The following is a 24,185-nucleotide window of genomic DNA, read 5'->3' as shown; positions in this document are numbered from 1 at the left end:
GACGCCCCGCCTCAGTGATTGAGGATCTTGCTCAGGAAATCCTTGGCCCGGTCGCTTTCGGGATTGCCAAAGAACGCCTCGGTCTGGCGATCCTCGATGATGTGCCCCTCGTCCATGAAGATCACCCGGTCGGCCACCTTGCGGGCAAAGCCCATCTCGTGGGTCACCACCATCATCGTCATCCCCTCGCGGGCCAGTTCGACCATAACGTCGAGCACCTCGTTGATCATCTCGGGATCGAGCGCCGAGGTCGGCTCGTCAAACAGCATCGCGATCGGGTCCATCGCCAGGCTGCGACTGATCGCAACCCGCTGCTGCTGACCGCCCGATAGCTGGCCGGGAAACTTGTCGATATGGGGCAACAGGCCGACCCGGTCGATCAGTGCCTCAGCCTTGGCATTGGCCTCGTCGCGGCTGCGGCCCAGCACCTTTTGCTGACCCAGGCACAGGTTCTCGCGCACGCTCATATGCGGGTAGAGCTCGAAATGCTGGAACACCATCCCGATCCGCGCGCGCAGCTTGGTCAGGTTGGTGCCCCTGGCGGTCACTTCGAAATCCTCGACCGTGATCTTGCCCTGCTGCACCGGTTCCAGCCCGTTGACGCATTTGATCAGGGTCGACTTGCCCGACCCGGATGGCCCGCAGACCACGACCACCTCACCCTTTGTGACCGAGGTCGTGCAGTCGGTCAGGACCTGGAAGGTGCCATACCATTTGGAAATGTTCTGGATATCGATCATGCGGTTTTGGCTTTCTGAAGGCGCCGGACAAACAGCGATCCGGCAAAGCAAATGACGAAATAGACAAGCGCGGCAAAGACGTACATCTCGGCCAGCCGGCCCTCGGTGCGGGCGACGATCGAGGACACGGTCATGAAGTCGCGCAGGCTGACCACAAAGACCAGGCTGGTGTCCTGAAACAGGATGATGCCCTGGGTGACCAGGATCGGAACCATGTTGCGAAAGGCCTGCGGCAGCACCACATAGCGCTGGATCTGCCAGTAGTTCAGCCCGGTCGCTTGCCCGGCATGCACCTGGCCCTGCCGAACCGACTGGATGCCCGCCCGGATGATTTCCGAGTAATAGGCGGCCTCGAACATCACAAAGGCGATCAGGGCCGAGTAGAAGCCGCCGATCGGCCGTCCCAGCGCCAGCGGCACCAGGAAATAGAACCAGAAGATCACCAGGATCAGCGGCACCGAGCGGATCAGGTTCACATAGCCGGCCGACAGCAGCGACAGCGGCAGGATGCCCGACAGGCGCATCAGCGCCAGCAGCGTGCCCAGCACGATGCCACCGACAACGGCCAGAAAGGTCAGGAGCAGCGACAGCTGCAACCCCTGCCAGAGAAAGGGCAGGTTGTCGATTATGACGGAAAGATCGAAATCACCCATGGATCATGCCTTTCCTACAAAGCCGGGGATCTTGGTGTGCCGTTCGAGGATCTGCGCGATCACCGTCGCGCAGAGCGCGATGACCACATAGATCACGGTGGCGGCGGTAAAGGCCTCGAAGCCCTGGAACGTGTACTCGGCGATCTGCTGGCTCTGCGCGGTCAGTTCCAACAGACCGATGGTCAGCGCCAGCGAGGAATTCTTGAAGATGGTCAGGAATTCCGAGGTCATCGGCGGCACGATCAGACGGAACGAGATCGGCAGCAGGACATAGCGATAGGTCTGCGCGGTCGACAGCCCGTTGGCATAGGCCGCGCTGGTCAAGCCACCGCCCACCGCGTTGATACCGGCGCGGACCTGTTCGGCCACCCGGCTGGCGGTATAGAGCCCCAGACCGACCACCGCCGTCACATATTCGGGGTTGGGCATGTCGCGCTTCATCCATCGGCCCATGTCGCTGGGAACGATCTCGGGCAGGACGAAATACCACAGGAAGAGCTGCACCAGCAGCGGCACATTGCGGAATATCTCGACATAGGTGGTGCAGAGCAGGGCGACAGGCCGCGAAGGCAGGGTGCGCCCGACCCCGACAAGGATACCGACGGCCAGCGCTAGAACCCAGGCCACCAGGGCGACCGAAAAGGTCCACCCGACGCCTGAGATCAGCCAGCCGAGATATTCCTCCTCGAAGAGGACCCCCCAGTTCCAGTTATAGTTCATGACGGTTCTTCCTGTGGTCGGCGCGCAAGCCCCGCGCGGGGCTTGCGCCTTGCCGCAAGGGGGGGCTTATTCCGGCAGTGCGTTCAGCTGAAAGGCGGCCTTCAGCAGGTCGGTCTGGCCGACGCCCAGCGGATCGAACCACTTGGCATAGATCGCGTCGATCTCGCCCGAGCGGAACACGGCAGCCAGGGCCTTCTTGCCCACCAGCTCAAAGGCGCTGTCGTCGCGGCGCACCATCAGGGCATAGGGGTCAAAGGAGAGGAAATCGCCCACCACCTCGAACGCGTCGGGGGTCTTGGACTTGGCGATCAGGCCGAACAGCAGGATATGGTCGGTGGCATAGACATCGACGCGGTCGGTCTCCAGCGACAGCATGCCCTCGGCGTGATCGCGCACCGGCAGAACCTTTACATCCAGACCCATCGTCTCGATCGCGGCCTTGACCGCGCGCTCGTTGGTGGTGCCTTGTGCCAGTGCCACCGCCTTGCCGTCGAGATCGGCGACCGAGCTGATGCCCGAGCCCTTGCGCACCATCAGCTTGGTGCCGGTGATGAAGGTCGTGGGCAGATATTCCACCTGTTCCTGACGAGTCAGGTTGTTGGTGGTCGAGCCGCATTCCAGGTCGATGGTGCCATTGGCCATCAGTGCGATCCGGGTCTTGGGGTTGACCGGCACGTACTTGATCGACAGCTCCTTGCCCAGCTCGGCCGAAACCGCCTCGACGATCTTCATGCACAGGTCAATCGAATAGCCGACCGGTTTCTGGTTCTCGTCCAGATAGGCAAAGGGGACCGAGCTTTCGCGGTGCCCGATGACGATCTCGCCCGAGGCGTCGATCTTTGCCAGCGTGCCGGTGCGGTCCTGCGCGGCGACCGGCAGGGCCAGGCCCAGCGCGACGGCACCCGCAAGGATGGGTTTCAGTAGGTTCATGTCTTGGTCTCCTTGTTGAACTTTGTTGGTCTTATGGTTGGTATCCCGGCAGTCCGAAGATTTCCGGATACCCGAAAAGCGCCGCACTGCCGCCGGTATGCAGGAAGACGATATTCGCCATCCCGTCGAAATATCCCTGCCGTGTCAGGTCGATCAGGCCCGCCATGGCCTTGCCGGTATAGACCGGGTCAAGCAGCAGACCCTCGAGCCGCGCCAGCATCCTGACCGCCTCGCACATGGCCTCGGTCGGCAGGCCATAGCCCGGCCCGACATGGTCGCAATTGGCCCGCACGCCCGAGCGCACGATCGGTATTCCCATGCCAAGGTAATCCATGGTCTCGCAGGCCAGATCAAAGACCATGGCCTCTTGCCGCTCCTGCGGCGCGCGCACGCCGATCCCCAGCAGATGGGTGTTCCAGGACAGGCCGGCCAGGCCCGCGACCAGGCCGGCCTGCGTGCCGCAACTGCCCGTCGCATGGATCAGCGCGTCGATGTCCAGGCCCATGCTCAGGGCCTGTTCGCTCAGTTCCAGCGCGCAATTGACATAGCCAAGGGCACCCACCCGGTTCGATCCGCCGCCGGGAATGACATAGGGGCGCTTGCCCTTGCCCCTCAACGTCGCGGCCAGCCGCTCCATCTCGGCCGCCATGTCCGACCCGCCGGCCCGTCGCGAGATCGTGGCGCCGTGCAACCGGTCAAGCAGCACATTGCCGTTCAGGGTATAGGCCAGGTCCGCGGCGCCGGTCCGGTCTTCCAGCAACAGGTGGCAATGCAGGCCCAGCCGCGCCGCGGCGGCGGCGGTCTGGCGGGCATGGTTGGACTGGATCGCGCCCTGGGTGATGATCGTGTCGGCGCCGGCCTCGCACGCGCTTGCCATCAGGAATTCCAGCTTGCGGGTCTTGTTGCCGCCGCTGGACAGGCCGGTGCAGTCGTCGCGCTTGACCCAGATGCGCGGACCGCCAAGCGCCTCGCTCAGCCGGTCCAGCGGTTCCAGCGGACTCGGCAGATGCCCCAGGCGGATACGCGCGAACCGCTCCAATGCGCGGCGCAGCAATGCCTGATCGTCCACCGCCCCTGAAACGGGCGCATCCACAAACGTCTTCACGATGCCCCCCTGGATTGGCATATTTTTTCTCAGGGTAGAGAGGAGAAATCGGTTTGAATAATGCCGAATTTGCATGCTGCCCATACATCCGATATGGCTGAGGCATGGATACGAGACTTTTGGAAGATGCGCTCATCCTCTTGGAAGAGGGCAATCTGACCGCCGCCGCAGCGCGCCGCAACGTGACCCAACCCGCCTTTTCGCGGCGCATCCGGTCGCTTGAACAATGGATCGGCACCGACCTGCTGGTGCGCGGTGCCAACCGGGTCGAACTGTCGCCCGCGCTGGCGAAATGCGAGCCGCAGATCCGCGCCTTGCTCTCGCAGCTCCAGCAGGTTCAGGGGCAGCTGAAGGATCCCGAAGGCGGCGCGGATGTGCTGCATGTGGTCACCCAGCACTCGCTGTCGGTCTCGGCCATTCCCGAGCTGATCCGGGTTGCCAACAGCGCCGGAACCCGCTGGCATGTGCGCCTGCACACGCGCAACCAGGACGAGGCGATGTCGATGTTCCTCAGGCACGAGGTCGATGTGTTGGTGGGCTATGACTATCGCGTGCTGCCGCTGGCGCCGTTTGACAGTTCGGTGACCCGCTATGTCTGGCGTCGCGACGCGTTTGTGCCGGTGGTGGGGGGCGCGTTGCGGCACCGGCTGAAGGACGGCAATGTCCTGCCCCCCGACACGCCCCGCATCAGCTATCCCAAGGGCAGCCTGTTCGGGCAGATCGTGTCGCATTACAACAAGGACGCGGCCCTGTCGCTGGATGGGCCGGTGGTGGTCGAAAGCACCTTTTCGGTGGGCATCGCGCAGCTCGTGCTTTCGGGGATCGGCGCCGCCTGGGTGCCGCACTCGCTGATCCACGATCAGATCATCTCGGGCGAGGTGGTCATCCTGTCGCCGGGCTATGGGCGGATCCCGATGGATATCGCGCTCTATGCCCGGACCGACAACAAGCGCGCGATCCTGTTTCGCAATGCGCTGGCAGCGCCCGGCGCCTGATCGCGCGGATCAGTACTGCTCGATCTGGCCGCCCTGTTGCCAGGGTTTGACCAGGTTGCCAAAGCGGGTGAACTGCGCCTCGAAGCTCAACTCGACCGTGCCGATGGGGCCGTGACGCTGCTTGCCCACAATCACCTCGGCCTTGCCGTGCAGCCGCTCCATCGCGGTTTTCCACTCTTCCATGCGGTCCAGCTCGTGATCGCCGGGCTTCTCGCGTTCCTTGTAGTATTCCTCGCGGAACACGAACATCACCACGTCGGCATCCTGTTCGATCGAGCCCGATTCCCGCAGGTCGCTGAGCTGCGGGCGCTTGTCGTCGCGGTTTTCCACCTGACGCGAGAGCTGGGACAGGGCGATGACCGGAATGTTCAGCTCCTTGGCGATGGCCTTCATCCCCATCGAGATCTCGGCGATCTCGTTCACCCGGTTGTCGGCCATGCCCCGGCACAGCTGCAAATAGTCGATCACCAGCAGGTCCAGCCCATGGGTCCGCTTCAGCCGCCGCGCGCGGGCGGCCAGCTGGCTGATCGGCAGGGCCGGGGTGTCGTCGATGAACAGCGGGCAGGCCTCCAGATCCTTGGCGGCGTTGACGAAGCGGCGGAACTCGTCCTCGGTCATGTCGCCCTGACGGATCTTGTGGCTCGAGATTTCCGAGGCCTCGGCCAGAACCCGGCCCGCCAGCTGCTCGGCGCTCATTTCCAGGCTGAAGAAGCCGACCACGCCGCCATCAATCGCGCCTTCGGTTCCGTCATGGCGCTGGCCGCGCTTATAGGCCTTGGCCACGTTGAAGGCGATGTTGGTCGCCAGCGAGGTCTTGCCCATCGACGGGCGGCCGGCCAGGATGATCAGGTCAGAGGGGTGCAGCCCGCCCAGCTGCTTGTCGAGGTCGTTCAGCCCGGTCGAGATCCCGGCCATGCCACCGCCGCGCTGATAGGCCTGGTTGGTGACGTTGACCGCCTCGGTCACCGCCTTGAGGAAGCTCTTGAACCCGCTGTCGGTCTGGCCCTGCTCGGAAAGCTTGTAGAGCTTCTGTTCGGCCTCGACGATCTGTTCCTTGGGTTCGCTGGCCACATCGACACGCGCGGCCTTGTCCGAGATGTCGCGGCCCAGCCGGATCAGCTCGCGCCGGATCGCAAGGTCATAGATCATCTGCGCATAGTCGCGCACCGCGAATGCGCTGATCGAGGCGCCGGCAAGGTTGACCAGATAGGCGGCCCCGCCCAGCTCGGCCAGGCCCGCATCCTCGGCCATGAAGGATTTCAGTGTCACCGGCGAGGCCAGCGTGTTCTTGGCGATGCGGGCGGCGGCGACCTCCCAGATGCGGGCATGTACCGGGTCATAGAAATGCTCGGGCCCGATGATCTGGGCGACCCGGTCATAAAGATCGTTATTGGTCAGAATCGCGCCCAAGAGCTGCTGTTCGGCCTCGACCGAATGCGGCATGGTATCGGCATTCTGGACCTCGGCCGAAGCCTGTCCGATTGTGGTGATCTCGTTCATGTCTGCTCTACCGCCTCTTGGGTCAGAGGTCATAGCCGAGCGTCGCGAGTCGGCCAAGTTGTATGTTTTCTGGGGATATGCTGTGCATATCTCCGCACCCCCGTATCTTGAAGGATCAGTAGGGGGTGCGTCAATATCTGGTGGGGCGGCAGCATCTTTCGGCCAAGAGCCGCCCGGATGCCGTCGCGTCGGGCGTCAGCGTTTGTTGGCGGCCTGCCAGGCGCGCGGATCCTTGAGAAACGCCTCGACCCCGCTCAGCGTGACCTCGTCAAAGGCCTTTTGCGCGCGGGCCTCGGCCAGCACGTCCCACCAGGTGCAGAGGTAATGCAGCGCAACCCCGTGATCGCCCAGAGTCTTTTCCGTCTCGGGGAAGATGTCGTAGTAAAAGATCACCGCCGTGTGGCCGCAGCTGGCCCCGGTCTCGCGGATCGCATCCACAAAGGAGAGTTTGGAGCCGCCATCGGTGGTCAGATCCTCGACCAGCAGCACCCGCTGGCCCTCGCTCATGGCGCCCTCGATGCGGGCGTTGCGGCCATAACCTTTTGGTTTCTTGCGCACATAGGTCATCGGCAGCGCCATACGTTCGGCCACCAGGGCGGCAAAGGGGATGCCCGCCGTCTCGCCGCCGGCGATATTGTCGAAGGCCTCAAACCCTGCGTTGCGCATCACGGTGACGGTCAGGAAATCCATCAGGGTCGAGCGGATGCGCGGGAAGGAGATCAGCTTGCGGCAGTCGATATAGCTGGGCGAGGGCAAGCCCGAGGCCAGGATATAGGGCTCTTTCGTGTTGAAATTCACCGCGCCGATTTCCAGCAGCATGCGGGCGGTCAGGCGGGCGATTTCTTCGCGGGTCGGGTAGGCGGCAGGGATCATGGTCAGGTTCCGTTTTTCAAGGGCGGGACCAGAATTTTAAGTAAAATTCTGGGACAAATTCTTCGTCGAAGAATTTGTTACCTCGTCACCCTCCAATGCAGTGGGACACCGGGATCGAACACGGTGACGGTATGCTCTCCGGCGGGCAGGGTCTTGGGGATGTCAAGCGGGTCGGCCTTGCTGAGCGTGATCGTGTCGGCATTGACAGGCAGGCCATAAAAGGCGGGACCGTTCAGCGAGGTGAAGCCTTCCAGCTTGTCCAATGCACCCGCTTCCTCGAACACATGGGCAAGGCAGGACAGCGCGATTGGCGCGGTAAAACAGCCCGCGGCGCAGCATTCGGCCTCTTTGGCGTGGGTCGGATGGGGCGCGCTGTCGGTGCCAAGGAAGTACCGCGCATCGCCCGACGTGGCGGCGGCGACCAGCGCCTCGCGGTGATGGCGGCGCTTGAGGATCGGCAGGCAGTAGTAATGCGGGCGCATGCCGCCCACCAGCATGTCATTGCGGTCGAACATCAGGTGCTGGACGGTGATCGTCGCCCCCAGACCCTCGGGGTTGGCGGCTACGTAATCGGCCCCATCCTTTGTGGTGATATGCTCCATGATCACGCGCAGCCCCGGTGTCGCGCGGCGGATCGGGTCAAGCACCCGGTCGATGAACACCGCCTCGCGGTCGAAAATGTCGATCTCGCGATCCGTGACCTCGCCATGTACGCAGAGTGGACAGCCGATTTCGGCCATGCGTTCGAGCACCGGACGTACCTTGTCAAAATCCTTCACGCCGCTCGCGGAATTGGTGGTGGCGCCCGCCGGGTAGAGCTTGACCGAGGTGATCAGCCCGCTGGTGTGCGCCGCGGCCAGATCGTCGGGATCGGTCTGCTCGGTCAGGTAGAGCGTCATCAGCGGTTCGAAATTCATGCCCTTGGGCAGCGTCGCCAGGATCCGGTCGCGATAGGCGGCCGCCTGCGCCCCGGTCACCACCGGCGGTACCAGGTTCGGCATGACGATGGCGCGAGCGAAATGGCGCGCGGTTTCGGGCAGGACGGCGGCCAGCATGGCGCCGTCGCGCAGATGCAGGTGCCAGTCGTCGGGGCGGCGGATCGTGAGGCTCTGGGTCATGCCGCCCCGCTAGCACAGGTGCGGCATTCGGGAAAGGGGGCGAGGCAATTTGCGCGGTTCTCAGGTGCGCGGTCGCGCGGCAGTCTTGAGGCTCTGGGGGACAATATGCGCCGGACTCTGACACTCGATCATATCTACGATGCCGATCCCGATCGGTTGTTTCGCCTCGTCACTGATCTGGACACGCTGGATGCGGTGATTCACCCCTGGATGCGGCTGGATCATCTGCCCTCGGGCCCGGTGCATCAGGGGCAGGTGATCGATGTCGATCTGTCGCTGCTGGGCCTTTTCCCGTCACAGCCCTATCGGATGGAGGTCACCCTGTATGATGCCACCACCCGGCGTATGGTGTCCGAGGAATCGGGCCATGGGTTGCGGCGCCTGATACATACGTTGGAGGTGCTCCCCGCCGGGGCGGGGGCGCGGCTGATCGACCGGATCGAGGTCGAGGCCGGCTGGCTGACACCGCTGCTCTTGTTCTGGCTGCGGATCACCCATGCCTGGCGCCATCACGTGCGCAAGCGGTTGTTGCGGGCTCAGGCCTGACCGGGGGGCGGTGCGAACTTGCCGACACGCGCGTCTTCTTCCAGCTCTTCTAGGCGGCGCCGGAACCGGCGCGCCGGCATCCGGGCGATCACGTTGCGGCACAGCACCATGTTCAGATAGGGCCGGTTCTGTCGGTCAAGCACGGCCACCAGCCCCTTGAGATAGCGGGGATAAGACCGTCGCGCGCGATAGATCTGGAAGAAGCTCTTGGCATTCAGCTTGCCGGTGCCTGCCATCAGCAGGATGCGGTAAAGCAGGTTCATGTCGAGCAGCCGCGCCTGCAACTCGGCGCCCATGTAGCGCATGCGCAAACGGGTGACATTGTCACGCGCAAACAGCGTTGCATGCATCGCATCAAGCGATTCGGCCGGGTCATAAAGGACAAAGGCATGGTCAGCCGCATCCAGCATGTCGGGGGCATAGCCATAGCGGTCGGTGAACGAGACCCGGCGCATTTCGGTGAACCGGTCGTCCCATTCGGTCATGCGCGCATCCAGCGTTGCCTGGGGCTGCACCGCCACCACGGTGGCGCCCGGTGCGGCCACGGAAAACGCCGCCGCAGCATATCCGCAGGGACCGGCGCCATAGAACACGACCTGGTCGAAATCCTCAAAGAAGCCATCGTCGATCAACCGGTCGAAAAAGCCATAGACCTTGGGATCGCGAAACCAGGTGTCACCATCCGAAATGATGCACAGATGCGACCAGCCCTTGGATTTGACCAGTTCGAATCCAAAGGGTTGATGGGTTTCCGAGATCGACCGAATACCCTCGGCGGTCTCGAAGGTTACCAGCAGTGTGGCATCGCGGTCGATGAAGGTGGCAAAGTGGCGTGCGCCCAGTTCCTGGGCCATGCCCTCGGCCTCGGCCTGTTCCAGAAGCTTCTGCTTCCACACCTCACGACGGAATCCGGCGATGGATTCGTCAATGCTCGTCTTTGCGTCCTGCATAACTGGTCCTCGATACTCCGGCCTCGTGACGGGCTGGTTTCGAACACAGGATCTAGACGGGAAATGAGGCTAAATTGGGCAAAACTCAGGCCGGTTTCGGGTCGTTTTCCGGACCGTCGTCGGCGGTTTCCATGCGGCCCAGATTGGCGAAACCCACCAGCGTGCGGGCCGAGGCGGCGCTGATCAGGCGCGAGGGCGGCGTCATCAGCAACCGGGCGAACAGCGCCCGATAGGGTTCCTGCTTCATCAACTCGGTAAAGCGTTTCTGGCGCCATTCCACCGCACGCTGATGCAGCCGGGCCAGCTTGCGGTCGGCCAACAGGGCCTGGCGCAACGGTGCGCTGCGCTCACCATAGCGCAGGATCGAATCGTCACTGTCGGTGTTGAAATTGCGCTCGACCCAGTAATCCACGTCCAGCATGTGTTCGGAATGCACGGCGCGGCCGCGATCGGCCTTGAGCACAAAGCTTTCCATTGAACCCAGCGGATAGTGGTTCAGCTGCACCAGCCCGTAATTGGGGCGGCCATAACTGGAGAAGATGCGGTTCTCGCGGAACATCTCCTCAAGCGGGCGGCCATGCCCGTCATACCAGTGCGAGGTTTCCAGCCGTTCGGGCACCGGGCTGCGCGGGCGGTGCACCCCCAGTTTGCGATAGGTGCCGTCGTTGCGATAAAGCGTCTTGAACATCGAGGCGCGCCAGGGCCAGTACATGATCTCGGGCGCGCATCGGGTGAATTGCTCGGTTATCGGCGCATCGACATAGCGCGGCGTGTCAGAATTGCCGAACAAGCGCCAGGTCAGCGTGATCGCGGTGGCGTGTGGCAGGGCCTCGTACAGGGCGGACAGGCTGCCATCGCCGACGTGGATATTGACGAATTCGTCCACATCCAGCGGCAGGATCCAGTCGGCCTGTTTCACCAGCTTGTGGCGCGCGGCGGCCTTGAGCGCGGTGAACTGGATGCCGCCCTTGTCATAGGGACCGTCATTGCGCAGATGGACCAGTTGGCCCATTTCCGCCAGACGGTCCAGCATCTGGTCGGTGCCATCCTGACAGTCATTTGAAAAGATAAGGAAATCTGTGAATCCCAGGGCCTGGTGATGGGCCAGCCATTCCAGCAGAAACGCTGCCTCGTTGCGAACCGTCAGAACCGCCAGACTGCGCATGCGCCCTCACCAATCGCTGCGAAACACCGCAACCTTACCTTGGGACCAGCGCGGGAAGAAGACCAGTCCGGCGCGGCGCATTGCCTCGAAAACCTGTGCAACGCCTTCCTTGCCCACCCATTGCGGGTGCAGCTCGATCAGCACCGCGCGCAGGCCCGAAAGGTCAAGCTGCGGCAGCAGGTCCACCTCGGCCCCCTCGATATCGCAGACCAGCACGCTGGGACGGATATCGGCCATCGCCTTGGCGGCGCCGCGCACAGGCACCTGCACCTTTTCCACGGTTTCGTCATCCTCGGGCAGCGGCGCAAGCGAGCTGTCCAGGATCGAGCTGCGCTGATAAAATGTGCGCCGACCGGGTTTGTCCCCCAACAGCGCATGGTGGATATGGGCGTTGGTCACGCCATTGGCGGCATGTACCGCCTCGATATAGGGGATCAGGCGCGGATTGGCCTCGAAGCAATGCACCTCGGCGGCCCGGGTCTTGCTGGCGATCAGGGTCGACATGAATCCGATGCCCGCGCCCAGCTCCATCACCACGTCGCCCTCTTTCATCATCCGATAGGCGGCGCGCGCCTCCTTGGCCTCGTAGCCGTCGGTGCGCAGCAACAGACGCACCCGTTTCGGCAGGATGTCGGTATCGAGTGGAAAGCGCATCCCGCGCGAGGTCAGGAACTTGCCTTCATTGGTCTGAGGTCCGTCTGCCATGGCTCAGCTCTCCACATCCAGGGCCAGCGCATAGGCGACCCGTTCGGTGCCACTCAGCCGCACCTCGAGGGCCTGCCGATACAGGTCTTCGAATTCGGGCATGCCATGCAGCTCAGCGGCCTTGGCCCGGTGCCAGTCCAGCCCCGCCGCGTGCAGGTCGCGCAGGGTGTCGTCCTGCATCAGGAGGTCGTATTCGGCGCGCATCCGGGGCAGGTTGCGCTTGATCGTGACATCGCGGTGGTCGTTCCAGTCCATCCGGATCCAATAGTTCAGCCCGATCGAGCGATCCACATGCAGGGCGCGGCCGCGCTGACGTTTGACCAGGAAACTCTCGGCGCTGCGCAGGGCGTAATGATTGAGCTGCAACAGGTCGTAACCGATGGATTTCTTGGAGTTGCGCCAGCCTGATTTCAATGCCTCTCCGGTCATGTCCTGACCCGACCCATTGACCCATTTCACCTTGGTTTCAAAGGCTTCGTCCAACTTGTTGGGCCGGTGGCAGCTGATCTTCTCATAGGCGCCGATATTGCGGAACATGGTCTTGAACCCCCAGACCGTATGCGGCTTGGGGCAGTATTTCGGGGCGCAAGCGTCGAACTGGTCGATGACGAATTCGTCCTTCAACTCGGTCACGCCGTTATGGCCGAACAGCCGCCAGGTCATCGCCACGTTGGTGGCGTCGGGGGCGGCGGCAAAGAAATCGTCCAGCGTGCCGTTGCCGCAGCGGATATTGATGAACTCGTCCACGTCGATATGGATGATCCAGTCGCTGTTTTTCAGCACCGGTTCCTTCAGCGCCTGGTTCAGCGCGTGCTGCTGGGGCGAGTTGCCCTTCCAGTTGTCGTTGTTGCGATGCTGAAGCACGCCAAGCGCCTGCAACCGGTCGAGGATCTCGCTGGTGCCGTCGGAACAATCGTTGGTGTAGATCAGGAAATTGTCGACCCCGATGGCCCGATGATAGGCCACCCATTCGAGGATATAGGGCGCCTCGTTCTTCATGCAGCCGACGATCAGATTGCCGGTCTTGCCCTTGGCCAGCTTGCGCGGTTTGGCGGGAGAAAAGGAAGCGGCCAGCTGTTCCTCGTCCACCGCGCCGATCCGGTTATGTGGCGCATAGGAGGATTTGCGCAGCTTCTCGAAATTCTGCACCGCCAGCGGCGGCATCAGCCGGCGGGCGGTCTCGCTCAGGCTGTCGTCGCTTTCGGCCTCGACCTGCGGAGCGGCGGGGGGCGCCGGCGCGGTTTCTGCGGGTGCGACCGCCAGTTGCTCGGCCCTGAGCGCCAGCTGCTCGGCGCTCAGCTTGTCGATCCGCCAGCGCGCCGCCAGCAGGTATTGCGAGGCGCGAAAGCCGCGCTCGGGGTCGGCCTCGACCCAGTCGGCGGCGGGGGGCGGGGTGAACTGATCCTCGTTCATCCCCGGGTGATCCAGCATCAGGGCGCTGTTGGCAGCCTCGAACCGGGTCGAGATCGCGGCCAGCCCGTCAGGTGTCGGGGGCGTCCCGTCAACAACCAGCTCGTCCAGCAGGCTGCGCCACAGTTGACGGCTCACCACCTTGTCGCCGCTGGCCATGTAGCGCAGCAATATCTCGTTGAACCGGCGCTGGCGCGACAGGGTAGCGGCCGAGGGCAAGGGGGCGGGCAAGGCGGGTTCGGCCCGCCCGATGCCGCGTGTGATGCCGAACATCTCGCGCACCAGCTCGGTCGCGCCGGGGCTGGCCAGATCGGCGGGGTCGTGTGAAAACAGCCGCACCGCTCCGGCGCCAAAGCCTGCCTCCCACAGGGCCACCAGCCCGACCAGATCGAGCCAGAAGGCCGGCCCCTGGGTCTCTTCGAAGATGCCACGGATCGGGTCGATGGCGGGCATCGCCGCCGTGGCCGCCTGCCACCAGCCGGGCGCGCCGATCAGGTTCAGCTCCTGCTCCAGCGGCGTGGCACGGCCTTCCGAGACCTGGGCGGCATAGTGATCCAGCAGCATGCGCGCCGGGTCGCTCACCGTGGCGACCACCTGGATGTCATTGGACAGCGGCGCCAGCAGGTCGCGCAGCCGCGCCACCTCGGACGGGCGGTGGAACGAACTGGCCATCTGCGCCGCCGACAGGATCAGCGTGTCGGGGCGGCTGGCGGCGATCTCGGCGCGCAGCCCTTCGATCATTGCCTCGCGCAGCTGCTCCTGCGCCTCGGGCGCAGCGTAGCCGCGATTATAGCGGAACGGGTCCACGTGCTCGGGATCGCTCACCGACATATACAGCCGCATGTGATTGCGGTTGCCTGGGCTGCGGGCAAACAGCACGCCCTGCGATTTCAGCCCCTCGCGCTTGTCCGACAGGATCGACTGGATGCGGTCCGCACCCGTTGTCTCGGGACCGATATGAAGGACGATACGCATCAGCTGGTCTGATCCTCGCTCGGGGCCGCGTCTGGCTCGGACACCGTTTCGGTGACGGTCTCGGCGCCGGTTTCGGGGTTCTCGTTCACGGTGCCCCACCAGCGGATCGGCAGGCCGAGAAAGGCGCCGATCCGGGCCGGGGCCTCGGGGTCGAGAATGTCATATTCCAGAAATCGGGGATCGCCCGCGAAGACCCGGCGGCAGAACCGGTTATGCCCGTCGATCCAGCGCACGATATCTGCGGGTGCACGGCCGAATTTACCCGGCAGACCCGGCACATCGAAGATGCGCAGCCGCTTGCGGCCCAGATTGGTCCAGCGGATCATGCTGTTGGCCTGCGCCTCGGGGTCGCGATAGGACAGGATGAATTTCGCCCCCGGATGCCGCTCGATAATCGCCTCCAGCAGGCCCCAATCGGTTTGCGGCCAGCGGTTCAGCTCGCCGCCCACCACGTTGATCTCGGTCATCGCGTCAAACTCGTCGAGCAGATGCAGGGGGTCGCCGGTTTCGAAATAGCCACGATACATCAGATCGCCCAGGAAATGGCGCGCCACCTCCGGGTTTGCCGACTGGAACTTGCGCACCTTCCAGTCCGCCACTTTCAGCCCCGAGGCGCGCAGCGCCACGCCCAGCGTGGTGGTGCCCGATTTGGGCAGGCCCAGATTGATCACCCTGAGACGCGCCATCACAGCATTCCCATCTCTTGCAACAGCGCCTCTTCGTCCGGTGGCAAGGTCGAGGCGGCGCGCAGCTGCGCCTGCATCTCGCGATAGGCGGGCTGGTTCAGCAGGGCGGCGCATTTCTCGCGGTGCAGGCGCACCGCCTCGTCATGCAGCGCGCCGATCTCGCGATGCGCCTTGATCCGCTCCAAGGCATCCTCCAGCGCGGGCAGGTAGCGTGCGATGCTGGTCTCTTGCCAGGCCGGATCGTTGCGCTCGCGCCAATAGCTGTCGTCAAAGGCCCGGTTCTCGCGGTTCACATCGCCCCGGTCGTTCTTGACCAGGTAGCTGTCCAGCGAGCGCAGCGCGTAATGGTTGAGCGTGGCGAAGTTGCGCGCGCCCTTGGCCGGAAACTTGCGGATGCGGCGCGGATTGGCCGCGACCAGGAATTTATGCGGCACCTGACGGCCCGAGCCATCGGCCCAGGCCAGCCCCTTCTTCTTGCCCTGCTTCTTGCTGAAAAAGGGGCGGTGCGCGCCGAAATACTGCAAGGGAAAGTCGCGCCGGGTCAGCGATTTCACCTCGATCGCGGTCTCGCCGCACCAGATGTCGGGATTGTGAGAGCGGGTGAACTGGGCGATCACCGGCCGGTCCTCGAACCCGTCGATTCCGTCATTGGCGAAGAATTGGAAATGAACCGAGATCGCCGTGGGGTCGCCGCAGGCGGCGATCAGCGCGGGGATGGTGTTGTCGCCCACATGGATGTTGAGGAATTCGTCCACATCGGCGATCCAGACCCAGTCGGCGGCCTGCACCACGGTGCGATGGGCGGCATCCTTCAGCGCCTCCATCTGGTAATTGCGCCCCTCTGCCGGGTTGGGCAGATGCACCACGTTGCCGCAGAGGTCGGCCAGATCGGGGCCGGCCATGGCCAGCGCATCCAGCAGCCGGTCGGTGCCGTCGGAACAGTCATTGGAATAGAACAGGAAATCGGTAACCCCGATCAGCCGGTTGAAGGCGATCCATTCCAGCAGGAACGGCCCTTCGTTCTTGACGCAGGTCACCGCCGTTATCCGCATCGGCCCGCCTTGGCCGCCGGGGCCGTCCTGGAAATTGTTGCTGCCATCGCCTGTTTGCGAGCGGTTTTGCCGCCCCCCAATTGTTTCCAAAGTCATGACATTTGCGCGCACAAGCGTCAACAGACCCCTAAGACTTAGACTATCGTCGCAGTCTTTGTGTCGCAAAACCGCCCTTGTGCCGCTTGACGGCAGCGCGCCGGTGATGCCCCATTGGGCGCAACACAGAGAGCGGGGACAGACATGACACAGGCGCCATCCATCGACGCGGTGCAGCAGATGCTGGGTGAACAGGGCTATGTCTGCGGCCGGGCGCTGGCCACGGTGGTGTTCCTGTCGCTGCGTCTGGGCCGGCCGCTCTTTCTCGAAGGCGAGGCGGGGGTCGGCAAGACCGAGATTGCCAAGGCCATCGCCGCCGCGCTGGGCCGCCGCCTGATCCGTCTGCAATGTTACGAAGGTCTCGATGCCGCCTCGGCGGTTTATGACTGGAACTTTGCCGCGCAGATGGTCGCCATCCGCACCGCCGAGGCCGCAGGCGGCGCCGACCGCGGCGCGCTCCAGACCGAGCTATTCTCGGACGAGTTTCTGATCGAACGCCCGCTGCTGCAGGCCATGCGCCCCGACCCGGCGGGCGCGCCCGTCCTGCTGATCGACGAGCTTGACCGGACCGACGAACCCTTCGAGGCCTTCCTGCTCGAGGCGCTTTCCGATTTCCAGGTCACTATCCCCGAGCTTGGCACCGTCAAGGCCCCCGAGCCGCCCATCGTCATCCTCACCTCGAATCGCACGCGCGAGGTGCATGACGCGCTCAAGCGGCGCTGCCTCTATCACTGGGTCGACTACCCCGATTTCGACCGCGAGATCGAGATCCTGCATGCCCGCGCGCCCGAGGCCGCCGAGACGCTCAGCCGTCAGGTGGTTGCCTTCGTCCAGACCCTGCGCACCGAGGATCTGTTCAAGAAACCCGGCGTGGCCGAAACCATCGACTGGGCCAAGTGCCTGCTGGCGCTCGATGTGATCGATCTGAGCCCGGAAGTGATCGCCGACACGCTGGGCGCGATCCTGAAATACCAGGACGACATCCAGAAACTTCAAGGCTCCGAAGCCAAGCGCATCCTCGATCAGGCCAAGGCCTCGCTGGAACCGGCCTGATGCTTCTTTCTGGTCCGAAATACTCCGGGGGTGCGGGGGCAGAGCCCCCGCGCTGTACCCATGGCTAGGCGCTGTCCCGCGACTTCGCCCGCCTCAATGGCGCGCCATCCAGCCGATGATCCGATCGAACTTGTCCCGGTTGATCCGAACCGCGCCATTGCCCGATTGCGAGCCGGTGGTGTGGATGGCGCAGACCTTCTCGCCCGCGTGCCCGTCCCAGACCGACCATACGCCCGAGCCGGACTGGCCGCCGGCAGTGTCGATGTCATAGAACACCTTTGTGTCGGTCACCGATTTGATCACGTCCTTGTGGGTCCACAGTGTGCGCCCGCCCTTGTCGCCGGGATAGCCCGAAACGTTGACGCGGTGGTTCGACAGCATCGCCTCCGGCCCGGTGACGATGCCATGCCAGCCGGTGCGCTCGCCCAGCTCGTCACCCAGGATCAGCATCCCCATGTCGAACTCGGGGTTCTCGCCATTGGTCCAGCCCGCCACCGACAGCAGCCGCACCGCCGAACTGGTGCCAAAGGGCAGCGCGCCATCGTCGCGCGCGGCCTGAAAGATCACCTCGGTCGCCCAGCCGCCATTGTCGCGGGAAAACACGCAATGGCCCGCCGTCAGCACGTGGTGACGGTTGATCATCGTGCCCGAGCCGATGAAGCGGCGGCCATCGGGAAAGGTCATCTCCATATGGCCATGCACCGCCCAGGGCCAGCGGTTGGCGGGGCTGATGCGGATCCGGTCGTCAAAGCCGATCACCACCTCGGTCTGGAATCCGGTCGGGTTCATCAGCGCGTCCAGCTCGTCATCGGCCATTCCGGCGGCGCTGGCCTCGCGCGCCTCGGCAAAGCCCGAGACGCTGGTCTCGGTCAGGTCCGCCGCGCGCTCCAGGCCGGGATTGAAACCGGCGGACGCGGCGGTATCGCCGACGCGCTCGATGCACAGGTCCGAGCGTTGCGGATGCTGTGCCTCGGGCGCCAGCAGGGCATGTGTAGAGATCAGATCGCTCATGGTCTTTCCTTTGAATGCAGGGTGAAAAACGGATTTTGGTCGTGAAGAATGGTGCCAGTATAACACGAAAAGCGGCCGATCGAAACGCCGTGGGCGGGTGTCATGCCTGAATATGCCCCGCTGGCGCTGCCGGAAAACCCGCGGCTTGCCCATAACATCACCCATTTCGCCCGGGCCCTGCGCAAGGCGGGTCTGCCGATCGGGCCGGGTCGCGTCATCGACGCGGTGCGCGCGGTCGAAGCGGCAGGGTTCACCGAGAAGCGCGATTTCTACTGGACGCTGCACGCCTGCTTCGTGAACCGCCCCGAGCATCGCGCCGTGTTTGCCCAGGTCTTCCGCCTCTACTGGCGTGACCCGCGCTATCTGGAACATATGATGTCGATGATGCTGCCCGCCATTCGCGGTGTGCAGGAGGAGCGCAGCGCCCAGGCGGCCGAGAAACGCGCCGCCGAAGCGCTGCTTGACGGTATCCAGCCCGAACTGCCCGAACCCGAACCCGAGAAGGAGGGCGAGGAGACCCTGATCGAGGTCGACGCCTCGCTCACCATGTCCGCCGAGGAAAAGCTCAAGACGCTGGATTTCGAGCAGATGAGCACCGAGGAGGTGGCCCGCGCCAAGCGGATGCTGGCCCGCCTGACGCTGCCGGTGAAACCGATCCCGTCACGTCGCAGGCAGGCGGCGCAGCTTGGCCCCCGCATCGACCGCGCCCGCACCCTGCGCGCCGCCATGCGCCGGGGCGGCGAGCTGCGCGACATCGCCAAGGCGCAGCCGCGACTGCGCTGGCCGAACCTGATCGTGCTTTGCGATATTTCAGGGTCGATGAGTCAGTACAGCCGAATGGTTTTGCATTTTCTCCATGCGGTGTCCAATGCCAAGGGGCAGGGCTGGGCCAAGGTGCATGCCTTTACCTTTGGCACGCGCCTGACCAATGTCACCCGCCACCTGCGCCAGCGCGATGTCGATGCCGCGCTCAAGGCCGCCGGGGCCGAGGCGCAGGATTGGGAAGGGGGCACCCGCATCGGCGCCTGCCTGCACGCCTTCAACCGCGACTGGTCGCGCCGGGTGATGGGGCAGGGCGCGGTGGTGCTGTTGATCACCGACGGGCTCGACCGCGACGACCCAGATGCGCTGGCCGCCGAAATGCAGCGCCTGCACCTGTCCTGCCGCCGGCTGATCTGGCTGAACCCGCTGTTGCGCTGGTCCGAGTTCGCCCCCAAGGCGCGCGGCATCCGCGCCATGCTGCCCCATGTGGACAGCTTTCGCGCGGGCCATTCCATCGCCTCGCTCGAGGAACTGGCCGAGGTGATCTCGCAAGCCGACGATATGGGCGAAAAGGCGCGGCTGATGGCGGCGCTCGCCGGGTGAGCGCGCTGCGGGACAGCGACCGCGCCTTCTGGACAGCCTATCCCTATGCCACCGGCGCCGGTGGCGCGCTCGACCCGGATACCGCGCGGCAGGGCGATGATCCGGCGCTGGCGCTGGCCGGGCATGTCATCGCCGTCAACCAGCCCTTTCTGCGGCAGCACCGGGTCTGGCCGCGTCTGCAGCGCTGCCAGACCTGGCTGTTGCCGGGGTCTGATCAGGTCAATGCCCGCGCCATTCAGGCAGGCGCCCGGCGCGCGGTGTACCTGCATGGCGGGCTGTTACGGGGTCTATGGAACGCGCTGCACATGCTGCTTGGCAGTTCCCGTTTCCTGGCCGATCGCTTCGGCTGGCAGGTCGCTGATCTGCGCCCGCCGCCGCCCGCGCCGGGCGGGGTGCTGCTGTTCCCAGAGGTGAGGGGCGGCAATGGCACCGACCCGCTGTCCTATCTCAAGGAGGCCTATGGCCGCGCCGTCGAATTCATCTATTTCCACGAGATCGCCCATCACGGGCGAGACCATATCGCCCGCCTGCGTGCGGCGGGTGGGCAGGGCTTTGTCGACGAGGGGCTGGCGATGGCGGCAGGCGCCGGGGCGAAGGGTGAACTGGTGCAGCTGCTGGAATTCGATGCCGATCTGAGTGCGGTCGACATGTGCCTGAACGCCACCGGCTTTGCCGGCTGGACCAAAGGGGAGGCGCCACGCTTTGCCGATCCCGACCATATGACCAGCGAGTTTTACCTGCATCTGAGCGGCATCGTCACCCTGTTCATGTTGCTCGACCGGGCCGCGCCGGACGCCCCGGCGCGCTATGATCGAGGCCATCCCCCGGCGCTGCATCGGGCGATCCGGCTGTCGGTGGCGCTGAGCGATACGGTGCAATCGGCAACGGGGCTGAGCCGCGCGCAGGTCGATCCGTTTCTCGATCAGGCCTGGTCCGAGGTGGTGGCGCTGGCGGGGCGGCTGGGCTATCCGCCGGGCCTCTGGACCGGGCGGCAGGACCAGATCGCGCGGATCGGCCTGCTGGACAAGATCGCCGACCGGGCCAACGCGCTCAGCCGCGAGATCGACGCCGAGCTTTCCCGTTAGGCCGATCCCCAGGACGCAGGTTGAAACGGCCCGGGTCCATTTGATCTATGTCATGCCGGAAATCGAATATGTAATGTATTCGTAATGCAGAATGTGACTCTGCAAGAGGGGAGACCCATGACACTCAACTGGAAAATCGGAGGGCTGCTCTTGGGGCTGGTCTTCTTTGCCGCCGTGCTGCTGGTCAAACCCATCGGGGTGTCGACCCAGTTCGTCATTCTCGACGGCATCCTGGCTGATGCGGTGATGACGGACCTCGTGACCAAGACCGAGGAGGGCTATACCTCGACCAATGCCTATCTGGCCAAGTCGGGCGGCAAATATGCCAAGTCGGTGGCCAATCCGCTCAACTACTCCTTTGTCTTCGTGCTGGCGATGATGCTGGGCGGGTTCCTGTCGTTGATGGCGCGCGGCGGGCTGGATCGGGCCGAACGGGCAATCCCCGCGCTCTGGCGGGCCAATTTCGGCGACAGCGCGGTCAAGCGCTATGCGGTGGCCTTTCTGGGCGGTTTCATCGTGCTCTACGGTGCACGCCTGGCCGGGGGCTGCACCTCGGGCCACATGATGTCGGGCATGATGCAGACGGCGCTCAGCGGGTACATCTTTGCCGCCGGGGCCTTTGCCGCCGCCATTCCCGTTTCCATCCTGATGTTTCGCAAGGAGGTCTGAGCCATGACGTCGATCATTCTCGCAATCGTGATCGGGGCCGCATTCGGCGCCGTGCTGGACCGGGTCGGCGCCGCCAACCCGAACGTGATCAACCGCATGCTGAACCTGACCGATCTGCGCCTGGCCAAGGCGATCCTGCTGGCGATCGGCACCGGTTCGGCACTGATGTTCGGTGGCCAGATGCTGGGCCTTGTCGATGTGGGTCACATGTCGGTCAAGACCGCCTATCTGGGCGTCTTTCTGGGCGGTCTGATGCTGGGTGCGGGCTGGGCTGCGGCGGGCTATTGCCCCGGCACCGGCGTGGTCGCGGCGGCCTCGGGCCGCAAGGATGCGCTGTTCTTCATCGCCGGTGGCCTGCTGGGCGCTGCCGCCTATATGGTGACCTATCCGGCGTGGAAGGCGAGCGGCCTGCTCGACAAGATCGCGGGCGGCGCGGTGACGCTGGGCAGCGTGCCGGGCGCCAAATACGAGGGGCTGACCACGCTGCCGGGCGACATCCTTGGGCTGGTTCTGGGGCTGGGGTTTGTCGCGCTGGCCTTTGCCTTGCCGGACCGGCTGATGGGGGAGGGCGTGCCGCGCACGGCGCCGGCCGAATAGGCGCTCCTTCACTTCCGTTTGCATGGCTCTCGCGCATTCTTCCCTGGCCATGCATGCGCGGCCCGGCGTTTGTGTTCCCGCCGGGCCGCAATTTATTTGCGACGCGCGCTGACTTGCCCCTACTTTCGCCCCATTGAAATGGCCGCGCCGCGCGCCATACTGATCGGGTGGAGGCATCTATGGAACGATTTGACAACGCACCCGAAACCGCGCTGGCCTGGCACCGCCAAGGGCTGGGCGCAGCCCTGGCCACGGTGGTGGAAACCTGGGGCAGCGCCCCGCGCCGGGTGGGCGCGCAACTGGTGATCGGCGGCGATGGCCGGATCGAGGGATCGGTCTCGGGCGGCTGTGTCGAGGGCGCGGTGATCGTCGAGGCGCTGGAGGCGCTGGAGGAAGGTCAGGCGCGCCTGCTGGAATTCGGGGTCAGCGACGAGGACGCCTTTGCCGTGGGTCTGGCCTGTGGCGGCACCATCCGCGTGCTGGTCGAGCCGGTGGGCCAGGTCCTGTCCGAGGTGATGCTGGCCGAGCTGGTCGCCGCCCGCGCCTCCCGTCAGGCGCTGGCCTATGTGGTCGATACCGCGCGCGGCACCAGGGCGCTGGTGCGTGATGCCTATCCTGAACGGATGCGAATGGACCGGTCCGGCTTCGACGAGGATGGGCGGACATTTGTCGCCGTGCACAACCCGCCCCTGCGGCTGATCGTCGTGGGCGCGGTGCATATCGCCCAGGCGCTGGTGCCAATGGCGCGTATCGCGGGCTATGATCCGGTGGTGATCGACCCGCGCGAGGCCTTTGCCAGCGACGCGCGCTTTCCCGGCGAGACCATCCTGCATGACTGGCCCGACGAGGCGGTGGCAAAGCTGGGTCTTGATGCGCGCACCGCGCTGGTGCTGCTGACCCATGACCCCAAGCTGGACGATCCCGCGCTTGAGGCGGCGCTGGCCGCGGATGTGTTCTATATCGGCGCGCTGGGCTCCACCCGGACCCATGCGAAACGGGTTGCCCGGATGCAGGAGGCCGGGTTCACCGAGGCACAGATCGGGCGCATTCACGGGCCCGTCGGCCTCGATATCGGGGCGGCGGGCCCGGCCGAGATCGCGGTGGCGATCCTGGCGCAAATGACGGCTGTACTGCGGGGCCGGGCATGAGGTTCGGCCCCGTCCCGGTTGCCGGGGCCGACGGTGCGATCCTGGCCCATTCGGTGCAGGCGGGGCCGAAGAAGCTGCGCAAGGGGCTGCGGCTGGAACCCGGGCATCTGGAACAGCTGGCTCAGGCGGGCATCGCCGAGGTGATCGTGGCGCGGCTTGACCCCGGCGATTGTCACGAGGATGACGCCGCTCGGCAACTGGCCGCCGCGCTGGCGCCCGATCCGGGCGCCGCCGGGCTGCGGGTGAGCGCGCCCTTTACCGGTCGCGTCAACTTGCTGGCCGAGGGGCCGGGGGTGGTTTGCCTCGACGTGGCCGCGATCGAGCGCTTCAACCTGGTGCATCCGATGATCACCGTGGCCACGGTGCCGCAGCATCAGCAGATGGGGCCGGGCGGCATGGTGGCCACGATCAAGGTGATCTCCTATGCGGTGCCTCAGGCCGATGTGACCCGCGCGGTAGAGGCCGCGCGGGGTGCGATCCGCCTGGCCTCGCCGGTACTGCGCAGCGCGGGGCTGGTGGTCACCGAGATCCCGGGCGGCCCGCCCAATGACAAGGGTATCGCTGCGATCCGGGGCCGGGTCGAGGCGCTGGGCCTGACACTCGACGACCTGCGGCTGGTGCCCCATCGCGGTGGCGACCTGGCGGCGGCGATCTCGGAAATCTCCGGTGACATGGTGCTGATCCTCACCGGCTCGGCCACCTCGGACCCCGAGGATGTGGCCCCCGCCGCCCTCCGCGCGGCGGGCGGCGCAGTCGAGCGGTTCGGCATGCCGGTCGATCCGGGTAACCTGCTGTTTCTGGGCGCGCTCGGGGCGCGTCCGGTGATCGGCCTGCCGGGCTGTGCCCGTTCACCTGCGCTGAACGGCGCGGATTGGGTGCTGTCACGGGTGGCCTGCGGGGTGCCGGTGACAGGCCGCGACATCGCCGCGATGGGGGTCGGCGGACTACTCAAGGAGATCCCGACCCGCCCACAACCTCGTGCAGGGCGCGCGGGCGCTTCAGAGAGCGGGCCAAAAACGGATTCGCAGACCGCTTGAC

24 protein-coding genes are annotated in these 24,185 nt (G+C 64.9%); 9 read left to right on the top strand and 15 right to left on the bottom strand.

What is annotated here, in order from left to right:
• Nucleotides 1-11: 11 nt before the first annotated feature.
• From SPO_RS13500 to SPO_RS13480, 5 genes are all read right to left on the bottom strand, one after another.
• Nucleotides 12-740, bottom strand: coding sequence for an amino acid ABC transporter ATP-binding protein (locus SPO_RS13500; RefSeq protein ID WP_011048363.1), 729 nt, complete (start codon nt 738-740; stop codon nt 12-14).
• Complete coding sequence (locus tag SPO_RS13495) at nt 737-1,393, bottom strand: amino acid ABC transporter permease (RefSeq protein WP_011048362.1); 657 nt, start codon at nt 1,391-1,393, stop codon at nt 737-739. Before SPO_RS13495 ends, SPO_RS13500 begins: the two co-directional genes overlap by 4 nt.
• 3 nt (nt 1,394-1,396) lie before the next feature.
• Nucleotides 1,397-2,113: an amino acid ABC transporter permease gene (locus SPO_RS13490; RefSeq protein WP_011048361.1), complete on the bottom strand. Its 717-nt coding sequence runs from the start codon at nt 2,111-2,113 to the stop codon at nt 1,397-1,399.
• Nucleotides 2,114-2,179: 66 nt separating this feature from the next.
• A complete protein-coding gene (locus SPO_RS13485; protein WP_011048360.1) occupies nt 2,180-3,043 on the bottom strand; it encodes an amino acid ABC transporter substrate-binding protein in 864 nt (287 codons plus the stop codon).
• 31 nt (nt 3,044-3,074) lie between these two features.
• Nucleotides 3,075-4,112, bottom strand: a complete 1,038-nt coding sequence (locus tag SPO_RS13480) for a D-cysteine desulfhydrase (RefSeq protein ID WP_230981807.1) — start codon at nt 4,110-4,112, stop codon at nt 3,075-3,077.
• A 140-nt stretch (nt 4,113-4,252) separates the two neighbouring features.
• Between SPO_RS13480 and SPO_RS13475 the strand changes: the two genes are divergently transcribed.
• Complete coding sequence (locus SPO_RS13475; protein ID WP_011048358.1) at nt 4,253-5,143, top strand: LysR family transcriptional regulator; 891 nt, start codon at nt 4,253-4,255, stop codon at nt 5,141-5,143.
• 9 nt (nt 5,144-5,152) lie between these two features.
• On the opposite strand, the gene SPO_RS13470 is transcribed toward SPO_RS13475, so the two are convergent.
• The 3 genes from SPO_RS13470 to pyrC all read right to left on the bottom strand — a co-directional run bounded on the left by SPO_RS13470 (nt 5,153) and on the right by pyrC (nt 8,634).
• A complete protein-coding gene (locus SPO_RS13470) occupies nt 5,153-6,643 on the bottom strand; it encodes a replicative DNA helicase (RefSeq protein ID WP_011048357.1) in 1,491 nt (496 codons plus the stop codon).
• A gap of 195 nt (nt 6,644-6,838) precedes the next feature.
• The gene (locus SPO_RS13465) at nt 6,839-7,516 is read right to left on the bottom strand and encodes an orotate phosphoribosyltransferase (protein ID WP_011048356.1); all 678 of its coding nucleotides are present in this window, start codon (nt 7,514-7,516) and stop codon (nt 6,839-6,841) included.
• A gap of 77 nt (nt 7,517-7,593) precedes the next feature.
• Nucleotides 7,594-8,634: a dihydroorotase gene (gene pyrC, locus SPO_RS13460; RefSeq protein WP_011048355.1), complete on the bottom strand. Its 1,041-nt coding sequence runs from the start codon at nt 8,632-8,634 to the stop codon at nt 7,594-7,596.
• Between the two features lie 105 nt (nt 8,635-8,739).
• Here pyrC and SPO_RS13455 point away from each other — a divergent pair, with 105 nt between their 5' ends.
• Nucleotides 8,740-9,180, top strand: a complete 441-nt coding sequence (locus SPO_RS13455; protein ID WP_044028501.1) for an SRPBCC family protein — start codon at nt 8,740-8,742, stop codon at nt 9,178-9,180.
• On the opposite strand, the gene SPO_RS13450 is transcribed toward SPO_RS13455, so the two are convergent.
• The 6 genes from SPO_RS13450 to SPO_RS13425 form a co-directional block, all read right to left on the bottom strand.
• Complete coding sequence (locus SPO_RS13450; RefSeq protein WP_011048354.1) at nt 9,171-10,130, bottom strand: hypothetical protein; 960 nt, start codon at nt 10,128-10,130, stop codon at nt 9,171-9,173. The genes SPO_RS13455 and SPO_RS13450 overlap by 10 nt on opposite strands.
• Nucleotides 10,131-10,215: 85 nt before the next feature.
• Nucleotides 10,216-11,295, bottom strand: coding sequence for a glycosyltransferase family 2 protein (locus SPO_RS13445; RefSeq protein WP_011048353.1), 1,080 nt, complete (start codon nt 11,293-11,295; stop codon nt 10,216-10,218).
• Between the two features lie 6 nt (nt 11,296-11,301).
• Nucleotides 11,302-12,000: an FkbM family methyltransferase gene (locus SPO_RS13440; RefSeq protein ID WP_011048352.1), complete on the bottom strand. Its 699-nt coding sequence runs from the start codon at nt 11,998-12,000 to the stop codon at nt 11,302-11,304.
• A 3-nt stretch (nt 12,001-12,003) separates the two neighbouring features.
• Nucleotides 12,004-14,385: a glycosyltransferase family 2 protein gene (locus SPO_RS13435; protein WP_011048351.1), complete on the bottom strand. Its 2,382-nt coding sequence runs from the start codon at nt 14,383-14,385 to the stop codon at nt 12,004-12,006.
• Nucleotides 14,385-15,071, bottom strand: a complete 687-nt coding sequence (locus SPO_RS13430; RefSeq protein ID WP_044028498.1) for a sulfotransferase — start codon at nt 15,069-15,071, stop codon at nt 14,385-14,387. The genes SPO_RS13435 and SPO_RS13430 overlap by 1 nt, the downstream gene beginning before the upstream one ends.
• Nucleotides 15,071-16,123, bottom strand: a complete 1,053-nt coding sequence (locus tag SPO_RS13425; RefSeq protein ID WP_044029283.1) for a glycosyltransferase family 2 protein — start codon at nt 16,121-16,123, stop codon at nt 15,071-15,073. The genes SPO_RS13430 and SPO_RS13425 overlap by 1 nt, the downstream gene beginning before the upstream one ends.
• Nucleotides 16,124-16,363: 240 nt before the next feature.
• Between SPO_RS13425 and SPO_RS13420 the strand changes: the two genes are divergently transcribed.
• Nucleotides 16,364-17,272 (top strand): AAA family ATPase, encoded by a 909-nt coding sequence (locus SPO_RS13420; protein WP_011048348.1) that lies wholly within the window; start codon nt 16,364-16,366, stop codon nt 17,270-17,272.
• A gap of 93 nt (nt 17,273-17,365) precedes the next feature.
• Here the strand turns inward: SPO_RS13420 and SPO_RS22260 are convergent, their stop codons facing one another.
• On the bottom strand, nt 17,366-18,283 hold the full coding sequence (locus SPO_RS22260; RefSeq protein WP_051420379.1) for a trypsin-like serine peptidase: 918 nt from the start codon (nt 18,281-18,283) through the stop codon (nt 17,366-17,368).
• Between the two features lie 102 nt (nt 18,284-18,385).
• Here SPO_RS22260 and SPO_RS13410 point away from each other — a divergent pair, with 102 nt between their 5' ends.
• The 6 genes from SPO_RS13410 to SPO_RS13385 all read left to right on the top strand — a co-directional run bounded on the left by SPO_RS13410 (nt 18,386) and on the right by SPO_RS13385 (nt 24,184).
• Nucleotides 18,386-19,648 (top strand): vWA domain-containing protein, encoded by a 1,263-nt coding sequence (locus SPO_RS13410; protein WP_011048346.1) that lies wholly within the window; start codon nt 18,386-18,388, stop codon nt 19,646-19,648.
• Nucleotides 19,645-20,733, top strand: coding sequence for a hypothetical protein (locus SPO_RS13405; RefSeq protein WP_011048345.1), 1,089 nt, complete (start codon nt 19,645-19,647; stop codon nt 20,731-20,733). The genes SPO_RS13410 and SPO_RS13405 overlap by 4 nt, the downstream gene beginning before the upstream one ends.
• 117 nt (nt 20,734-20,850) lie before the next feature.
• Nucleotides 20,851-21,402, top strand: a complete 552-nt coding sequence (locus SPO_RS13400) for a YeeE/YedE thiosulfate transporter family protein (protein ID WP_044028496.1) — start codon at nt 20,851-20,853, stop codon at nt 21,400-21,402.
• A 3-nt stretch (nt 21,403-21,405) separates the two neighbouring features.
• Complete coding sequence (locus SPO_RS13395) at nt 21,406-21,999, top strand: YeeE/YedE thiosulfate transporter family protein (protein ID WP_011048343.1); 594 nt, start codon at nt 21,406-21,408, stop codon at nt 21,997-21,999.
• A 179-nt stretch (nt 22,000-22,178) separates the two neighbouring features.
• A complete protein-coding gene (locus SPO_RS13390) occupies nt 22,179-23,147 on the top strand; it encodes an XdhC family protein (protein ID WP_044028495.1) in 969 nt (322 codons plus the stop codon).
• On the top strand, nt 23,144-24,184 hold the full coding sequence (locus tag SPO_RS13385; RefSeq protein ID WP_011048341.1) for a molybdopterin-binding protein: 1,041 nt from the start codon (nt 23,144-23,146) through the stop codon (nt 24,182-24,184). The genes SPO_RS13390 and SPO_RS13385 overlap by 4 nt, the downstream gene beginning before the upstream one ends.
• The last annotated feature ends 1 nt before the right edge of the window (nt 24,185 follow it).

Source organism: Ruegeria pomeroyi DSS-3, assembly GCF_000011965.2.
GTDB classification, from domain to species: domain Bacteria; phylum Pseudomonadota; class Alphaproteobacteria; order Rhodobacterales; family Rhodobacteraceae; genus Ruegeria_B; species Ruegeria_B pomeroyi.
This window is presented reverse-complemented; position numbering and strand designations above follow the sequence as displayed.